The 19006-nt window shown below is 57.9% G+C and carries 11 protein-coding genes and 1 riboswitch; of the genes, 6 read left to right on the top strand and 5 right to left on the bottom strand.

Annotated features, from left to right (window positions below; translation table 11 throughout):
* Positions 1 to 302 precede the first annotated feature (302 nt).
* Positions 303 to 440 carry a CopG family transcriptional regulator gene (locus tag NE562_RS15520; RefSeq protein ID WP_280963329.1) on the top strand — a complete coding sequence of 46 codons (138 nt, stop codon included), beginning with the start codon at positions 303 to 305 and terminating at the stop codon, positions 438 to 440.
* A gap of 142 nt (positions 441 to 582) precedes the next feature.
* A complete protein-coding gene (locus tag NE562_RS15515) occupies positions 583 to 891 on the top strand; it encodes a DUF6809 family protein (RefSeq protein ID WP_280963328.1) in 309 nt (102 codons plus the stop codon).
* A gap of 211 nt (positions 892 to 1102) precedes the next feature.
* Here NE562_RS15515 and NE562_RS15510 read toward each other — a convergent pair whose 3' ends face one another.
* The 4 genes from NE562_RS15510 to NE562_RS15495 all read right to left on the bottom strand — a co-directional run bounded on the left by NE562_RS15510 (position 1103) and on the right by NE562_RS15495 (position 5561).
* Positions 1103 to 2194, bottom strand: a complete 1092-nt coding sequence (locus tag NE562_RS15510) for a helix-turn-helix domain-containing protein (RefSeq protein ID WP_280963327.1) — start codon at positions 2192 to 2194, stop codon at positions 1103 to 1105.
* Between the two features lie 143 nt (positions 2195 to 2337).
* The gene (locus tag NE562_RS15505) at positions 2338 to 2541 is read right to left on the bottom strand and encodes a helix-turn-helix domain-containing protein (RefSeq protein WP_280963326.1); all 204 of its coding nucleotides are present in this window, start codon (positions 2539 to 2541) and stop codon (positions 2338 to 2340) included.
* 66 nt (positions 2542 to 2607) lie between these two features.
* Positions 2608 to 3882, bottom strand: coding sequence for a M15 family metallopeptidase (locus tag NE562_RS15500; protein WP_280963325.1), 1275 nt, complete (start codon positions 3880 to 3882; stop codon positions 2608 to 2610).
* Between the two features lie 149 nt (positions 3883 to 4031).
* Complete coding sequence (locus tag NE562_RS15495) at positions 4032 to 5561, bottom strand: YifB family Mg chelatase-like AAA ATPase (RefSeq protein ID WP_280963324.1); 1530 nt, start codon at positions 5559 to 5561, stop codon at positions 4032 to 4034.
* 311 nt (positions 5562 to 5872) lie between these two features.
* Here NE562_RS15495 and nifJ point away from each other — a divergent pair, with 311 nt between their 5' ends.
* From nifJ to NE562_RS15475, 4 genes are all read left to right on the top strand, one after another.
* Positions 5873 to 9556 (top strand): pyruvate:ferredoxin (flavodoxin) oxidoreductase, encoded by a 3684-nt coding sequence (gene nifJ, locus NE562_RS15490; protein WP_280963323.1) that lies wholly within the window; start codon positions 5873 to 5875, stop codon positions 9554 to 9556.
* A 287-nt stretch (positions 9557 to 9843) separates the two neighbouring features.
* Positions 9844 to 9928: riboswitch (cyclic di-GMP riboswitch) on the top strand.
* A 143-nt stretch (positions 9929 to 10071) separates the two neighbouring features.
* The gene (locus tag NE562_RS15485; protein ID WP_280963322.1) at positions 10072 to 16620 is read left to right on the top strand and encodes an S-layer homology domain-containing protein; all 6549 of its coding nucleotides are present in this window, start codon (positions 10072 to 10074) and stop codon (positions 16618 to 16620) included.
* Positions 16621 to 16769: 149 nt separating this feature from the next.
* Positions 16770 to 17666 carry a hypothetical protein gene (locus NE562_RS15480; RefSeq protein WP_280963321.1) on the top strand — a complete coding sequence of 299 codons (897 nt, stop codon included), beginning with the start codon at positions 16770 to 16772 and terminating at the stop codon, positions 17664 to 17666.
* An 11-nt stretch (positions 17667 to 17677) separates the two neighbouring features.
* A complete protein-coding gene (locus NE562_RS15475; protein ID WP_280963320.1) occupies positions 17678 to 18556 on the top strand; it encodes a hypothetical protein in 879 nt (292 codons plus the stop codon).
* 42 nt (positions 18557 to 18598) lie between these two features.
* Here NE562_RS15475 and NE562_RS15470 read toward each other — a convergent pair whose 3' ends face one another.
* Positions 18599 to 19006 (bottom strand): GNAT family N-acetyltransferase, encoded by a 408-nt coding sequence (locus tag NE562_RS15470; protein WP_280963319.1) that lies wholly within the window; start codon positions 19004 to 19006, stop codon positions 18599 to 18601.

Here is a 19006-nt window from a genome sequence, read left to right as displayed (position 1 = left end):
TCAGAATGACATTTGGGTACTCTTCTATTTTGCAACAGTTTTTTTACAGCCCCTTTTACTCTTGCGGTGGGTGCCGCATCATTGGGGTCATTCGCTCCATGTGGGGCGGCCGGGTGGGGTCACCCGGCCCTACCTAACTGCGAAGTTACCGTGTGCTGCCCCTGCCGTACGCCTACACATACCTTTGTCGCTAAAATCTATTGACTTTTTGTGCGCACAGTTATACAATATAGGTGCGCACAAGAAATCGAGGTGACACAATGGCGCAAAAGAAAAAAGGCCGTCCACCCTCTGACAGTTCAATGAAAGATCGCATCTTTGTTCGGGTTAGTATTGAAACCCAACAGAAACTCGATGAATGCACAAAGCAACTTGCCTTATCCCGTTCCGATGTTGTCCGCAAGGGAATTGACATGGTGCATGACAGCCTGAAAAAGTAAAATAGGAAGCGGCGCCACCTCTCAAAGCATGCACCGCTTCCCACCGCACAACCACCTAAACAGGCAGCCGCATAAATATTATACACTGTGCGGTTTTGTCTGGCAAGGCGTTGTGCAAAACATTGCGAAAGGAAAATGCACAATGAAACAAGAATTTATCGAAGACCTGTATTATGGCCGCTACAATCCCTTTGAGCGCCCGCGCGCGTCAAGCCCGGCGCGCGACGCGATTGAGCAACAGATCGAGACGGAAACGCACTATTTTACCACTGTCATGCGGGACGACGATTACCGCCGGTTTCTCGACCTGAGCGACCTATACACAGCCTCCGCTTCCTTTGAGCAAATGGACGCTTTCGCATCCGGATTGCAGCTTGGCGCGCGGTTCATGCACGCCATACTGGCGGAGGACGAGACCACCTCCCAACCCCGCCCCCGCTTACAAACTTAAATCCAAGAGGCGGCCCGTCGAAAAAGTCCTCACGCCGCAGCGTGCATAAAATAGGCATTTGCCGCAAGTGGAAAATGCCATAAAACCGAGAGCAGAAGCCGGAATACGCGATCGAAATGGGGCTTTGTTTCGATCGACAGACTGTCAAAAATAGTTTTTTGACAGTCTGAGGCCGGGCAAAGGAATATTCCTCTGCCCGGCCTTTGAAGGGTCAGTCGTCTAATGCTTTGCGCAGGCGGTCTAGCGCGTCGGCAAAGCGTTTTTCGCCGCGGATCGCGGCAAAGCCCTCGTCCTCCTCCGCGGCGCGCAGCACCAAACGATTCATCGCGTTTAATTCGTTTTTGGTGGGTACGCGCGTTTGCACGGCGAAGAAAAACGGATTATCCGTGTAATCGAACGTGTGCGCGATGACGGCGTCGATATACCGCCCGAACAGGTCGAGGGCGCGTTCGGTATCGCCGCATTCCTCGGCGAGCGTGAGCTGCATTTGCAGTCCGGCCATGGGATCGAGCTGGAACAGCTCGGTCAAGGCGCAGTAAGCGTCGGTAAACCGCTGCGCGGCTTCCATATCGCCCCGGCGGCGGGAAACGGCGCTCAGGTTCAGCAGTGAAGTGGCGGCCTCGCTGTATTGCTCGAATAGGGCGCGCTGATCCATCTGTTCGGCCTTGTCAAGGTCGCCGCGCGCAAGGTACAGCGTCTGATAGAGCTGCTCCGGGCGCGAAATGAACGGCCGCCCCGGCAGGCTGTCGAGCAGTTCTTCGGCTTCGTCGTAGCGCCCCGCCATGGTAAGCGCCGAGATGCGAAGCGCCTTTGCCATTTGGCCTTCATTGCCGTCCTTGCTTTCCTGCTCGGCCTGCTCGAACAGCGTCAGCGATTGCTGTACGACGTCCTCTATCATGGCATCCGGATCGGCCTTGCCGCCCAGGGCAAAGGATAGATAGCGATAATACAGCGAACCAATGACGAGCTTGAGCGGACCGTAGGATGGGTATTCGTGCAGCATTTGTTCGCATGCGGCCCGTCCCGCGGCGTATCCCTGCTCGTCGAACACCTTGCCAAGGCGTTCGGACAGCTCGTGCAGCTCCTGATCGGTGGGCTGGGCATGGTAATCGAGCAGCGCGTCGACCGTAAGACCCAGCGCGCGGGCGAGCGGCGGCAGCAGGGTGATATCCGGGTAGCTCGCGCCGGTCTCCCATTTGCTGACCGCGGCGGAAGAAACGCCGACCGCGTCGGCCAGTGCCTCCTGCGTCAGCCCTTTGCCGCGCCGTACATTGGAAATGACAGATCCGATATTCAGTTCCATACTTAAAAAACTCCTTTGTCTGTTGCTGCAAAGGCCTTTTGCTGCTTTCATTGTAGCATGCGCTGCGTGCCGCCCGCAATGGAGGCAAAGTTAACCGCCGGTAGGATTGTTCCAACCGGCGGTTGATTTTGTGCGCATCGTGGTTATTCGGGCGGGATGTGCTCGATCACGTCGTTCGGGGTGCAGCCGAACTCCGTACAGATCGCGTCGAGCGTTTCCAGCGAAACGTATTCGTTATGCACCAATCGGGTCATGGTGCTCGACGATAGGCCCAGCGTGCGCTTGAGCTCGCTTTTGTTCATGTCGTGATCGATCAGAAGCTTCCAAAGGGGTTTGTAAGTGAACATATAACACTCCTCCATACCTCTATATTGTATCACCAAATGCGTTTTTCACAACCGATGAATGCGTTTTTATGTACCAAAGAAGCTAAAGTGCATATAGTCTCTTTTGCTGCGCCATGCGTTGCCGCCCCAAGCGAAGCCGTATTTGGCAAAGGCGTTTACCACGTCGCCGTCCTCGGGGATGGAGTAGGGGTCCTCACCGGGCGTCCAATGCGTGCCGGTGGTCGGGGTCAGGGAACCGTCCTCGTTGATCGTCGCTTCCATATTCTCATCGTAATTGATGTCGATCGCGGTGCCCTGCGAATGCTCGCCCGTGCGCCAAGCATAACAGCCGACGTCGCGGATGGGGAACTGCTCGTCGCCTTCGTATATCTCATCAAAGATCTTGACGATGAGCGGGGCGAGCACACGGTTGACGGTGATCTCGGTCGTGCCGGAGGTTTTGGCGCCGTCCTCCCCTAAACGCCAAACCTTGATGGTAATCTCGGTCATATTGGCGCGCGCTTCCTCGCTAGATTGGTACTTTTCTCCGCCCTCGCCGTAAACAAAGGTCATTTTATCCTCTTTGCTCGTGGGAACGTCGGACGGCGAGGTGATATCGATGCTGGGCGGACGAACGGGCTTGGTGTCGGGCTTCGGTTCGGGTTCGGGTTCGGGCTCCGGCTCCGGCTCCGGATCGGGGGTAGTGCCGGGCTGCTCGGGATCGGCCTGTCCGGCAAACGCGTCGGCAAAGCGGCCCGCCATGATGAGCGCCTGCTCGCGCGTGGCCGTGCCGGCGGGGGCCAGCTTTGTTGTGCTGCCCGCGGCGGCAACGCCGTTGACGATCGAGTAATCGACCATGGTGATCATGGGCGTGACGGCATAACCGCGTATGTCGGAAACATCCGGATAATCCTCTACCGCCGCGTCGCCCGCGATGGCGGGGGCCGTGATACCGGCGGCATCCAATACATTATATAGCATCACGCAAAGATCCTGCCGCTGGATGGTGGCGTTGGGATCGAACACACCGCTGCCGCGCCCGCTCACCAGCCCAAGCTCGTACGCCGCGGTGACCGCGGGATCGGAGCAGTCGGAAAAAGGTTTTTTTCCGCTCTTGGGAGCGGTTCGGCCCGTGACCTTTTCATAGGTATTCAGCGCGACCGTGCAGAACTCGGCCCGGGTGACCGGCGCGGTCGCCTTGAGCCCGGCAAAAGAGGTGGGCTCGAGTCCGGACCTCTGGGCATACGCGACTGCCGGTTCGGCCCAGCCGGACACGCCGGAGAGCGCGCCCGCTTCCGGCGCGGCAAGACATGACGCGGCCAAAGCGAGCGCGCATACGGTGCGCAGGCGGAAATGCGGCATAAAATGGTACCTCCTTCGGGGTGGAAAGGTGTATATATGCTACTATTACACCGTTTTGGGGAAGAGAATAGGGGAATTCACGCAGAATGTGTCGAAATCACAACTTATTCACAATATCCACAGACTTATCCACACATCATGGGGAAAACCTATGGCGCGGCCTTGGTTTCCCGGTCGATCGCGCGGTATTGCAGCGCTTCGGCCAGATGCTCGGCTTCCAGCGTTTCGCTTTCGGCCAGATCGGCGATGGTGCGCGCCACGCGCAGCACACGGTCGTGCGCGCGGGCGGTGAGCCCTAGCCGATCAAAGGCGGCGGCGAACATGCGCGAGGCATCCGGCGAAAGCGGGCAGGCTTCCGCAAGGCGTGCTGGCGGCAAGTCGGCGTTGCACACGGCTTCGCCCTGCCGCGCGTACTGCTTGGCGCGGGCGCTTGTCACACGGGCGCGAATGGCGGCGGAAGGTTCCTCTTTGATGCGCGCGCGGTTTGCAAGCGCTTCGTAGGGCACCGGCTGCACCGCGACCTGTAAATCAATCCGATCGAGCAACGGGCCGGAAAGGCGGCGCAGATACTGCTGCACCGCGTTTTCCGAACAGGTGCAGCGCGGCGTGCCGTACCAACCGCATTTGCAGGGATTCATCGCGGCGACGAGCTGAAAATTCGCCGGATAGGTGACCTGCCCCGCGACGCGGGAAATAGTCACCCGGCCATCCTCCACCGGTTGGCGGAGTGTTTCCAGCACGTCGCGGTGGAATTCGGGCAGCTCGTCCAGAAATAACACGCCGCGGTGCGCCAGCGAAATTTCGCCGGGCGTTGGCAGCCGCCCTCCCGTACCGGAGCCGCCCGCGAGCGCGCCCGCCGAAGCGTTGTGGTGCGGGGCGCGGAAGGGGCGCTCCGCCCGGGCTACGGCTTCCGCCCCGCGTCCCACGGAGGACCAGACGCGGATGACTTCGAGCCGCTCCCCCTCGGTCAGCGCGGGCAGGATGGTGGGAAAGCGCTTTGCCATCATGCTTTTGCCCGAACCCGGCGGGCCGGAGAGCAGGATGTTGTGCCCGCCCGCCGCCGCGATTTCAAGCGCGCGCTTGACGCTGTGCTGCCCCATCACATGGCAAAAATCAAGCGCGCCGTCCGTGCGCGCGGGAGCGGGCGGCGGCGTTGCGGGCTCAAGCGGCTGCCGCCCCTCTAGGTGGGCGATCAGCTGGTTTAAGGTTTTCACCGGATAAACGGTAACGCCCGTGGCATAGGCCGCCTCGGCGGCGTTGTCGGCTGGCACAAAAATGGTGGTAAAGCCGTTTTCCCGCGCGGCCAGCGCCATGGAAAGCGCGCCGCATACCGGGCGCAGCTCGCCCGTCAGCGATAGCTCGCCGAGAAAGACCGCGTCCTTCGGCGGGGCGGAAAGCGAACCCTCCGCCGCGAGGATGCCGAGCAGGAGGGGCAGGTCGTACGCGGTCCCGGCCTTTTTCGTATCCGCCGGGGCGAGGTTGACCGTGATGCGCGACACAGGCCAGTCGAACCCGCAGTGCTTGGCGGCGGCGCGCACGCGCTCGCCCGCTTCGCTCACCGCGCCGGTAGGCAGGCCGACCACGTCCAGCCGGGGCAAACCGGAGGAGAGAAAACACTCCACCGTGACGATGCAGCCGTCGATTCCGATCAGCCCGGCCGAACACACGCGTGAAACCATAAAACCCCTCCGCTGCGACAAAATTCGATACTTATCCTTATTATACTATATGTTCCGCGCCGGTGCAATGCACAAATGCGCATGCAAAATAACTGTAACACGGCCCCCGTTTCAACAGGCGAAACAGGGGGCGAAAAACTTTTCTGAGAGGCGATCTATGTTATTAATCTGTCATATTTGGTGTTTACATTCTAAAGGCAGAGTGCTAAAATAAAAAGGGTCGAAACAAACCGTTCCATAGGCCCCAAAAGCACGGATTTATACGCTTTTCAGGCCTTTAGCAAGTTATTAACTGAATAGGAGGATATATCATGGCAAGAAAAATGAAGTCCATGGACGGTAACACAGCGGCGGCTCACGTGTCGTATGCGTTTACCGAGGTAGCGGGTATCTATCCGATCACCCCTTCCAGCCCCATGGCAGACAGCGTTGACCAGTGGGCAGCCGCGGGTCAGAAAAACATCTTTGGCACAACCGTAAAGGTGATCGAAATGCAGTCCGAGGCGGGCGCCGCGGGTACTGTGCACGGTTCGCTCGCGGCCGGTGCGCTCACCACTACGTACACCGCTTCTCAGGGCCTGCTGCTGATGATCCCGAATATGTACAAGATCGCGGGCGAGCTGCTGCCTTGCGTGTTCCATGTTTCCGCACGTACGGTAGCCAGCCACGCGCTGAATATTTTCGGCGACCATTCCGACGTAATGGCCTGCCGCCAGACCGGCTTTGCCATGCTGGCCGAAACCAACCCGCAGGAAGTGATGGACCTTGGCGCCGTCGCGCATCTCGCTTCGATCGAGTCCCGCGTGCCGTTTATCAACTTCTTCGACGGTTTCCGTACCTCCCACGAGATCCAGAAGATCGAGGTTTGGGATTACGAGGATCTGAAGGATATGTGCGATATGGACGCTGTTGAAGCGTTCCGTAAGCGCGCCCTCAACCCCGAGCACGCGGCTATGCGCGGCAGCCACGAAAACGGCGACGTTTTCTTCCAGCACCGCGAGGCCTGCAACCGGTATTACGAGGCTGTTCCGGCCATCGTTGAAAAGTACATGGGCAAGGTCAACCAAAAGCTCGGCACCGATTACCAGCTCTTTAACTACTACGGCGCGCAGGACGCCGACCGCGTCATCGTCGCCATGGGCTCCATCTGCGACGTTGCCGAGGAAGTTATCGATTATATGAATGCAAACGGCGAGAAGGTCGGCCTGATTAAGGTCCGCCTGTACCGTCCGTTCGCGGCGGACAAGTTTGTCGCGGCCATCCCGGCCACGGCCAAGAAGATCGCCGTTCTCGATCGCACCAAGGAGCCCGGCAGTCAGGGCGAGCCGCTTTATCTGGACGTCGTCACCGCGCTGGCTAACGCCGGCCGCAACGATCTGGTCCTCACCGGCGGCCGTTACGGTCTCGGCTCCAAGGACACGCCCCCGTCCTCTGTGTTCGCGGTATACGACGAACTCGCAAAGGACGCTCCGAAGCACCAGTTTACGCTGGGCATCGTGGATGACGTTACGAACCTGTCCCTCGAAGAGAAGCCCTCGCCGAACACCGCGGCGGAAGGCACCATCGAGTGCAAGTTCTGGGGTCTCGGCGGCGACGGCACGGTCGGCGCGAACAAGAACTCCATCAAGATCATCGGCGACCACACCGATAAATTCGTACAGGCTTACTTCCAGTACGACTCGAAGAAGACCGGCGGCGTGACCGTTTCGCACCTGCGTTTCGGCGACAAGCCGATCAAGTCGCCCTACTATATCAATAAGGCCGACTTTGTCGCTTGCCACAACCCGTCCTACATCATCAAGGGCTACCCGATGGTGCGCGACGTCAAGCCCGGCGGCATCTTTATGATCAACTGCCAGTGGTCCGACGAAGAACTGAACAAACATATGCCCGCCGTTGCCAAGCGCTATATCGCGGCAAACAACGTTCAGGTCTACACGATCAACGCGATCGATCTTGCGATCGAGATCGGCATGGGCAAGCGCAACAACACCATTCTGCAGTCCGCTTTCTTCACGCTGGCCAAGGTCATGCCGCAGGAAGAAGCCATCGGCTACATGAAGGACGCCGCCACCAAGTCCTACCTCAAGAAGGGTCAGGACGTGGTTGATATGAACCACAAGGCGATCGACGCGGGCGCTACCGCGTTCCACAAGTTCGACGTACCGGCTGACTGGGCGAACGCGCAGGATCAGGCGAACGGCGCCGAGCTGCACGGCCGTCCCGAGACCGTCAAGATGGTCAAGGAGATCATGGACCCGATCGGCCGTATGGACGGCGACAGCCTGCCCGTATCCGCTTTCGCGGGCGAGCACGTGGACGGCACGTTCTCCCACGGCGCGGCAGCTTACGAGAAGCGCGGCGTTGCCGTTACCGTACCGGCTTGGAATCAGGATACCTGTATCCAGTGCAACCAGTGCGCGTATGTCTGCCCGCACGCCACCATCCGTCCCTTCGCGCTGACCGAAGAGGAAGCGGCCGCGGCGCCGGCTTCCGCCAAGATTGTCGACATCAAGGCCGGCAAGGGCAAGGGCGTTTACAAGTATTCCATGGCCGTTTCCCCGCTGGACTGCATGGGCTGCGGCGTTTGTGTCGGCGTTTGCCCGACCAAGTCCCTCACCATGGTTCCGCAGGAGCAGGAAGCCGCCCAGCAGGACGCGTTCGACTACATGGTAGCCGAAGTAGCCGAAAAGGCCGATATGATCTCCGTGAATTCCGTCAAGGACAGCCAGTTCAAGAAGCCGCTGCTTGAGTTCTCCGGCTCCTGCGCGGGCTGCGCCGAGACCTCTTACGCCCGCCTGATTACGCAGGTCTGCGGCGACCGTATGTATATCTCGAATGCTACCGGTTGTTCGTCCATCTGGGGCGGTCCGGCAGCCACCAGCCCGTACACCGTTGATGCAAACGGCCACGGCCCGGCTTGGGCAAACTCCCTGTTCGAGGATAACGCGGAGCACGGCCTTGGCATGTACTACGGCCAGAAGGCGCTGCGCGACCGTTTGGCTGATAAGACCCGCGAGCTGATCGCCGTAGAGCACACGTACGCGCCGCTCAAGGAAGCCGCGCAGGCATGGCTCGATACCATGGACGACGGCAACGCCAACGCGGAAGCCACCAAGAAATACATCGCTCTGCTGGAAGAATCCGTTTTGCCGGTGGAAGCTTGCGAAGCGTTCATCAACAGCCCGGCGGCCAAGGATGTGTTCGGCGATAAGGTAGGCGAAATGAAGGCGCACGTTCAGGAGCTGAAGGCTTCCGGCGCGAAGCATTGCGACTGCGAAGCTTGCGCGCTTGCGAGCGATATCCTCGCCCATAAGGAATACCTTGCCAAGAAGTCCGTCTGGATCTTCGGCGGCGACGGCTGGGCTTATGATATCGGCTTCGGCGGTCTGGACCATGTGCTGGCTTCCGGTCAGGATATCAACGTCATGGTATTCGATACCGAGGTTTACTCCAACACCGGCGGTCAGGCATCCAAGGCTACCCCGATCGGCGCGGTAGCGCAGTTCGCGGCGGCCGGCAAGGCCATCGGCAAGAAGTCTCTTGCCGAGATCGCGATGAGCTACGGCTATGTTTACGTCGCGCAGGTGGCGATGGGCGCCAACATGCAGCAGACGCTGAAGGCGATTGCCGAAGCGGAAGCTTATCCGGGCCCGTCCCTCATTATCGGCTATGCGCCGTGCGAAATGCACTCCATCAAGGGCGGCATGGCAAACTGTCAGGCCGAGATGAAGAAGGCTGTCGATTGCGGCTACTGGAACAACTTCCGCTACAATCCGCAGCTCAAGGCCGAAGGCAAGAATCCGTTCATCATGGATTCCAAGGAGCCCAAGAGCGAGGATTACCGCGGCTTCATCATGAACGAAGCGCGCTACTCCGCGTTGACCCGTTCCTTCCCGGATCGCGCTGAAAAGCTGTTTGTCGAAGCTGAGAAGGCGTCGGTAGAGCGCTACGCGCATCTGAAGAAGCTGGAAGCGCTGTACGGCCAGCAGTAAAATTCCATACCCGCATTTTAAAACCCCCGCGCCTTTACGGCGCGGGGGTTTTTAGTGCGGAAAGTAAATATTTTTTAAGCATAAAACCACCACATAATATGAATTATGTGGTGGTTTTATTTTGTTATCTCAAAGTTACGGAAGTAGCATATCACAAAAACGACAAAATGACAATGGCTATTTCCACGAAAATTATGCGTTATGGCCAAAGATGAGTCGCCGTAGAACATCAAAAAGTTCCAAAACAACTATAAAATTACCACATAATTCATATTATGTAGTGATATATATAAAAATGGCAAACCTGCCGCAAGGCAGGGACGCAAAACTATAGGGACCCCCCGTGCCGCGGAGAGTCAGCCAGCTGCAAATGGGATGCGAAAGCAGCGGACGGATGTCGGCTGCTCTTTTTAACCGGACAAGGCTACGCGCCGGGGAACTACGGTAAACCGTACCTGATGGGGTGGGTTTTCATATAGATAGCAAAATCACCAATAGAAATGGAGGACAACGAAATGAAGCTAAAGCGGAAACTGGCGGCGTTCCTGACCGGTACGATGTTGCTTTCGACAATGTCGGCCATGACGGTGACCGCGGGTGCGGCAAACTACAGCGACACCGCGGGCCACTGGGCAGAGAGCGCCGTGGACCGGTGGAGCGGCTACGGTATCGTACAGGGATCGGGCGGGGCGTTCCGACCGAACGCGTCCATGACGCGCGCCGAGATGGCGACGGTGCTGTCGAAACTGTTGGGCCTGACGGACAAGGCGAGCAATTCGTTCGCGGACGTATCGTCCGGCGCATGGTATGCGGACGCGGTGCTGAAATGCGCGGCGGCGGGCATCCTGAAGGGCGACGGCACGGGCGCGAACCCGAACGGCACCATCACCCGTGAGGAAGCGGCTGTTATGATGGGGCGCGCGCTGGCGGTTGAGGAGACCTCCGGCTCGCTTTCCTTTGCGGACGGCGCGCAGGTATCGGGCTGGGCCAAGGGCTACGTGAAGGCGATGAGCGACAAGGGCATCGTGAACGGCGTGGGCTCCAACCGGTTTGCCCCGGCGCAGAATATCGACCGCGCGTCGGTGGTCACCATTCTGGACCGCACGATCACCGGCTATGCGAACACGGCCGGCGCGACGGTAGAAGCGAAGAACGCGGGCCTTACGCTGGTGGCCGCCCCTGACGTGACCGTAACGGGCGCGGCGGCGGACGTACTGGTGGCGGCGGGCGCGGCGAGCGGCACGGTAACGCTGAGCGGCGCTTCCGTATCCGGCGCGGTCACCGTACAGGCTAAGGCGGACGTAGCTTTGACGGGCAGCGCCTCTGTTGGCGCGGTCGAGTTGACCGACGCGGCGGCGGGCGCAACGCTTACCGTTGGCGCGGGCGCGAAGGCGGGCACGGTGTCCGTCGGCGCGGAAAAGGCCAAGGTAGAGGTATCCGGTACGGTAACGGACGTTACGATCGACGCGGCGAATGTCGCGGTCACCGCGCAGAAGGGCGGCACGATCGATACCGTGACCACAACGGCAAAGGGCACCACGGTAGCGGGCGAAGGCACGGTAAAGACCGTTAAGACCAATGATAAGAACGATACCAAGGTGACCACCAAGAACACCAAGGTGGAGCAGACCGGCGGCGCGGCGGAAAAGCCCTCGACAGGCGGCGGCTCCGGCGGCGGTGGCGGCGGCCATAGCAGCACGGTGACCACGGCGGACGTGAGCTCGCCGGAAGAGCTGCAAAAGGCGTTTGCGGACGCGGATATCGCGACCATCACCTTAAAGGGCGACGGCTTCGCGGCCGGTCAGGATCTGGCGCTTAGCCGTGAAGGCGCGGGCGAGGTAGAGATCAAGTTCGGTAAGGTATCGCTGGGCGATGTAACCATCAACGCGCCCAAGGCGACCAAAATAACGCTGACAGACGACGGCGCGGCAGGGGAAGGCGCAAAGTGTAACAGCCTGACCGTGGACGCGGCGGAAGCGCACGTACAGAATAATATGACGGTGGCCGGTACGGTCACCATCAAGGCGGTCGCGGGCGAAACCTTTGTCGTAGGCGATAAGACCGGTTCCGTCAAGCTGGCTGGCGCGGGCAAGCTGGAGATCGCGCAGGACGCGGGCAGCACCCCGGCGGTAGAGGTAGCCACGGATAAAAATGTCGTGCTTTCCGGCGAAATGGCGGAAATTTCGGTAACGGCGGATGCCGCAAAGGTCAAGGTTGCGCCTGAGGCCAAGGTAGGCACGATCACCAGCACGGCGGCGGGCGTTGCGCTCACCGTAGCGACCGAGGAAGCGGTCAAGGTGGAAGGCGAGATCGCAATAGTCGCGCTGGAAAGCAAGGCGACGCTGGAAGTCGCGGCTGGCGCGAGCGTCGGCACGCTGACCTCCACAACGGATAACGCGGTCGTTTCCGGCGAGGGCGAGATTACCGCAGTCGCGGCGACCAATCCGATCACGCTGTCCAACGCCAAGGTCGGTACGGTAACGGCTACCGCGCCGGTCGAACTGAACGCGGCGGTGGAAAAGGTAGAAGCCAAGTCCGCGAACGTTGCCATCAGCGGCACCGGCAATGTTGCCGAGGTAGAAGCCGCCGCGCCGGTACAGATCACGAACAAGAGCGTTGACAAGGTTTCCGTGCCGGCAGACGCGGAGAACGTTACGATCACGGTGGCAAAGGATGTTACCATCCCGGTCGTCGAGACCAAGGCGAATGTGGAGATCGCGGGCGAAGGCACCGTTTCCACAGTCGATGCGCTGGCAAATGATGTGGCAGTAACGGCAAGCGCTGATACGGTCGCACAAGTCACGGCGGTTGGCGGAGCAACAGGTGTTACGGTGACGGATCAGACAATCACAGTCAAGACCAAGGCCGCCGCACCAAGTGATGTCGTATTTGCAGAGCCGGAAACAGCAGAGGGCAAGGGCAAGATCACCTCAGCTCAATCCGGTTTGGAATACAGTGTCAATGGTGTTACGTACAATGATTTTACCACCGGGACTGAATTTGCCCCCGGCACCTATTACGTACGAGTAAAGGCCACGGGCGACACGCTGGCGAGCGAGCCGGTCAAGGGAACGATTCCGGCAACTGTGGCGGTTTCGGAAGCGGCGATCTCCGGCTCGGCAATCGTCGGCCAAACGCTGGCGGCCTCCGTGAATGCGGACGCGACCAGCACAAAGGGTCACCCGATTACCTATTCGTGGAAGGCCGGGGACAGCGAGGTTGGCACTGGCAAAACGCTGATGCTGACGGACGGGATGGTTGGCAAGGCGATCACGGTAACGATCAAGAACTATGATCCGATCACATCCACCCCGACCGCTGTCGTACAGGCGGACAAGACTGCGCTTAAGAGCGCCCTCAAGGCGGCGGAAGCAGCCCTGACCGGCGTTTCCGGCACGGATGAAGCGGCCGACAAGGTGCTGTTGGGCGTGCAGTTTGTCACCACCGCGCAGATGAAGGCCTATCAGGACGCTCTTGCGGCAGCGAATGCGGTCGTGAGCGCGGCGGACGCCAACACGGCGGCGGTCGCAGCGGCGGTAGAAGCGCTGAACACCGCGCTGAGCACCTTCAACGGCCAGAAGCAAAACGGTACATGGAACGAAGTGGGCGAGCTGCAAGCGGCCCTGTCCGACGCTTTGAAGGCGGCGGATACCGCCAAGGCAAATATTCAGACCAGCGAAAACGGGCTGGACGTTGCGCCCACGGCGCAGTGGGTCACGGCGGACGTAATGGCGGCGTTTGACAAGACGATCGCGGACGCGGCGGCTGTCAAGGACAGCACGGACGCTGCCGTACTCGGTCAGGCGCTTGCGAATGTAAACGCGGCAACCGCGTCGTTCGGCTCTGCTAAGAAGTCGGGCGCGTCGATCGATACCGCTAAGTTGGTCACCGCGATCAATAACGCGGGTCTAAACATCAATTCCGTCACGATCGGTGATAAGGAAACGATAGATAATAATATTACGGTCGTCACAAAAGCCGTGAGTGCAACCTATGGGAGCGCGATCGATGCTGCGATCGCTGCTGTAGAAAATCCCGCGAACCAGAAGGCGGTAAACGATGCGCTTGCAGCGCTGAATGAAGCGACCAAGGCCTTCAATGATGCGAAGGCGTCCGGCGCGGTGGATAAGGCGTCCCTGAACGCCGCGATCAAGGCGGCGGCGGTAAACGTCAATTCGGTCGCGGTCAGCAAGGACGGTTCCGATGTGACTGGCCAGTACGTTCTGCAAGCCGATGTGGAAACTTATCAAACGGCGATCGAAGCCGCACAGGCAGTAGCAAGCGGAAGTGGCAGCGACAACACGCAAGAAAAGGTAGACGCTGCCGTAGCTGACCTGTCGGAAGCGACAGCAAAGTTCAATGCGGCCAAGCAGAGCGCCAAGGCTGATAAGGCTGCGCTGACCAAGGCAATCGAGGATGCAAACGGGCGTCTGGAAACCGCTAAAGTGAGTGATGATGGCAAGAATCTCATTGGCGGCGGCGCATTACATGCTGGCGATACCTATTATAACGCAAAGGATGTTGAGACCTACCGTGTGGCAATAGCCGAAGCACAAAAGGTCGCGAACGCAGCCGACAGCACCCAGCAGCAGATCACAGCAGCGGTAACGGCGCTGAACAATGCGACCACGTCTTTCATCAATACGATGAAGACCTTTGGCACGCCGGTTACGACTGCGGATACGCTTATTGCTGCTATGAGTGAAGGCAACACTGCAGTCGTAGTGCTCCAGAACGATATCGAGGTCACAAACCCCAGCGATATCACCGGGGCATGGCGCACCAGAGGTTCTAGCAAACTCACGCTTGACCTGAACGGGAAAAAACTGACCGTCAGCGGCGAAGGTTCGGTGCTGCTAGGGTACAGCGCGACCGACAAGAATACCGCGGCAGAACAGCAATCTATGGAAGCTGATATTACGATACGTAACGGTGATTTGATTGCTAATAACACGAAGGCGACGGTGGCCAGCTTTACGATTGAAAAGGGCCAAAAGTTGACGCTGGACGGTGTAAATGGCGTTAATGTAACGGCTAGCGGCAGCGTATTTCTTCCCCGTGGTGAGGGCGCGACCCTGACCGTGAAAAACAGCACGATCGAAACAAAGGGCGTGTATTGCATCAGCACCAATGCAAACGACCCGGTAAACTACGGTGTTGAGATCAATGTGGAAAAATCCACGTTAACGGCGCAATCCGATGACAGGGACAACTGCGCGGTCTTGATCAATGTGCCCGGTACGCTGAATATGGTGAATAGTACGATAACCGGTAATCGACAGGCGGTGATCGTGCGCGCCGGTACGGCGAAACTGACAGGCTGCACGATCAATGCGGAAACAACAGCGCTTTCGGCAAATGAACACGCCTACAGTATCTCGCCCGAGAAATGGGGAGACGGCAACCGTGTATCATATGGCGCGTTGATCGTGGGAAACCAAACGGCGAGTACTTACAAGGATAACGCGGCTGTGACGCTGACCGAATGCATTCTTAATGCAGGCGAGAATAAGACTTTGACGGTCGGGGAAGTAACCGCTCCGGTCTATGCACTGCATGCGGTGAGAGCAAATAACAATACTTATTCGACCACCGTCATGATGGATAAGGCGACCACGGACAAAATCAAAGGTGCTATTGCAACGTATGGCGACGCGACTATCAATGGACAAAAAATGACTACGGTTGCCACGGCAGATGCGTTGAAAACCGCGATGAGCGATCCGACACAGGAAGTTGTCACGCTACAGAATGATATTACGGTCGAAAACCCCGGCGATATCACCGGGGCATGGCGCACCAGAGGATCGTATGCACTTACGCTTGATCTGAACGGAAACACACTGACAGTCAGCGGCAACGGTTCGGTTTTGTTGGGATACAACGACGAAGCTGACACGAAGCACGAGAAAACAGCTTCTAATCAGAAAAACCTAAGTGCCGATGTGACGATTTGCAACGGTACGCTGATTGCCAATAACTCTGCGGATACAGTTGCAAACTTTACGGTGGAAAAGGGGCAGAAGCTTACACTGGATGGTGTCGATGGTGTGACGGTTAAGGCGGCTGGCAGCGTGTTCCTGCCTCGCGGCGAGGATGCAACCTTAACGGTAAAGAACAGTCACATTGAGACGACCGGCGTATATTGCATCAGCACAAACGCAATCGATTCAGTGAATCACGGCGCTGTGATCAATGTGGAAAACTCCACACTGAAAGCGAATCATGGCGATTTTGACGATTGCGCTGTCCTGTTCAATGTGCCTGGCACGCTGAACATGAAGGACAGTATCGTAACAGGCAACCGTCAAGGTGTGATTGTACGCGCTGGCACGGCTACGTTTGATAATTGCACGATCAACGCTGCTCCGCAGTTAATTAAGGATGCCATACCGAGTGCCGGTCAATCCTATAATAATTGGAGCGGCGGCAACGAGGTTGCGTTTGGCGCTCTTATTGTGGGCAACTCGACAACGTCTTACCCATATGACGCTCAAGCGACGCTGACGAATTGCACGCTTAACGCGGGTTCCAATGAGACGTTGACCGCGGGCAACACAACGGCATCGGTCTATGCACTGTATGCAGTACGAGAAAAGACCGACCATACTACTACCGTTGTAATGGATGCAGCTACTCAGGAGAAAATCACAGGCACTGTGGCTAAAGATGGTGACAAGGCAACAATCACCGTCGATGGTCAGGCGTATCAGACTGAGAAGACAAATGAGGAGCCGCAGCCTGTGAATGAGCCCGCTCCCGAAGACAAGGCAGAGGAACCGGCCGTACAACCTGAGCCTGTTCAGCCGGAACCCACGCAGCCGGAAGATACTGCTAAGCCGGGAGAACCCGTTCAGTCCGAACCACAGGTAGAGGTTCCGGAAGAGAAGCCGGCCCCAAATAACGATGCTCAGATCGTTGTACCGGCGGAGCAGGAACAGACCCAGACCGGCGAAACGCCGAGCGAGGAAACAACGCCTGCGGAACCTACAACTGAAATCACTACGCCGGACGCTCCGGCAAATGACGAGCCCGTTGTAACCGCGCCGGCAAACGAAATTTAAGCTCCTTCTTGCATGAGCAAAGTCCCTGATAAGGCCGTCCCCCGAAAGCAACCGCTTTCGGGGGACGGTTTTTTTGAACAAAATAAGGAAATGCCTGTTGCATTCAAAAGATGCAGGGTGGATAATAAAAGAAAAAGGGGCGGTAGCAGATGAAGAAACGACTATTCGCGGGCGTTCTGCTGGCGGCGCTGGTCGCCGGGTTTACCGCGTGGTATACGCTGTGTGTCCCAAAGCGGGTGCGAGCGGATTCTCTGCCGGCAACTGTTTTGGCTCTTTTGCCGGAAGCGGCGCGGTACGAAAAGCAAACGGTGCGATCCTATCAGCTGGCCGGCGTTATTGGCGGCGCGGAAGGCGAAAAGCAGAGGATGAACGATTTTGTAACGACCTCAGTCAACTGCTATGACGCGGCCGATCGGCTGATTCGTGTCGTCATGTATAGTCCGGATGGGGAAATGCCGGAAAGCTACATAGAATACCAGTATGATGACGCCGGACGGCGGACCGCGCTGATTTCTCATAATCAGCTTGCAGCAAAGGATGGCAGCGATATCGTAAACGAAACGCGCATCGTTTACGGAGCGGATGGGCGCGCTGTCAGCGAGGAGCAGCACGTGCTTGGCTCCGTGATGAAAACAACGTATTTCTATGATGAGGCAGGCAGGAAGACCGGAAAATGGTTAAGCAGGGACAAGCAGGGGCGAGAGGACGGTCACGGCACATTTGTGTGTGATGAAAAAGATCAAATTATCCGGAAAGAAGAGGTTTCCGGACAGTTCCGCTTGACAGGCGAATACGTTTATGATGAATATGGCTACATTGAGCAAAGCGTGGTGCAATTACCGGACCGCGATCCGGTCACCACACGCACCGAGCGCACGTACGACGAGGCGGGACATCCGCTGACAGAGGCGACATATGAAAACGGCGCGCTTAAAACCCGCACGGAAAGTGAATATGATTGGGATGGTCGTTTAGAACGGCAAATCTGGTACGACGCAGCAGGCAATATAACGAGTACTTTGGAATGTGAGCAGATCACACAATAGGGGGCGGCAATATGAAGAAACGGCTATTCGCGGGCGTCCTTTTGGCGGCGCTGGTCGCCGGGTTTACCGCGTGGTATACGGCGGGGAGCGGGCCGAACCGCGTGCATGCGGACGCGTTGCCTGTGCAGGTGCGCTCGCTGCTGCCGCGCGCGGAACGGTATGAAAAACAAACGCTTGAAGTGTATGTGGAATTGAATGATAAGGGAACCGATGACCTGAAACCCCACACGTGGCACACCGTGCTCATTTATTGCTATGATAAGGACGAGCGCGTGATCCGCGAAATGACGTATGATCCGGATAAGGCAGAACCGGTGCTTGTGACGGATCATACCTATAATGCGGAAGGCAAACCCCTTTCCAGCGTTACGCGCTTAGGGGGCGAAATATCGAACGAACTGCATTATACCTATGGCGCGGATGGACGGGAACTGAGCAGAGAAGCGCGCATTGCAGATTTTACAGTGAAAACCACGTTCACCTATGATTATGGCAGAGCGGGACAAAAGAGCGGCGATGTCGTGCAATACGCGGCGGATGGAACGGAAGAAAGCCGCAGCCGCTATTATTACGACGATATGGGCGGCGCTATCTGTGTAGAAGACGGCGAGGGAAATGTGGAAACAACGGTGGAACGCACATATGATGAGCACGATCAGCTGATCCGTTCGGTCAGCTACCGGGACGGGAAGCAGGAGATGGACTACCGCGTGGAGCGCACATATAACACGCAGGGGAAACCGCTTTCCGAAACGACCTTTATCGATGGGAAACGGCATGAACATACCGAGTATGCGTATGATCAAAATGGATACCTGACGCGTCAGATGATGTATGACGGAGAGGGCAAGCTGCTCAGCCGCATGGACTGCGAGCAAATCACAAAGTAAAAGAAAATGCTCCACGCATATTTGTGCGCGGAGCATTTCCGACTATTCCCACCCCTTACCGCGAAGCTGCAAGGGCGTGCCTTCCTCCATGATGTGAAAGCCATGCTTTTGATAAAAGCCGACGTTTCGTTTTTCATCCGGTACAACGTCGATATAAAGGAAGCTCTCGTAAATTGCAAGCAGCCGCCGGAGCAGCGTGGAGGCGATGTGCCGCCCCTGATAGGCGGGATGCACCAGTAGGCAGTCGATAGTGGCCTGCCAAACGCCGTCGTCTAGTCCGCGGATCAGGCCCACCAAGCGGTCGCCGTCCCAAGCGGAAAGCACGCGGCTGGAATGGGAAAATGCCTGCCGGAGCTTTTCGGGGAACTTCCCGGAATACCAGCCGACGGATAGAAACAGCGCTTCAAGCTGCGCATCTGTAAAATCCTTTTGTTCCCGATATGTTATCAT

Source organism: Butyricicoccus faecihominis, assembly GCF_024462775.1.
GTDB lineage: Bacteria > Bacillota > Clostridia > Oscillospirales > Butyricicoccaceae > Agathobaculum > Agathobaculum faecihominis_A.
The sequence above is the reverse complement of the archived record's forward strand: the minus strand, read 5'-3'. Positions and strand labels throughout refer to the sequence as shown.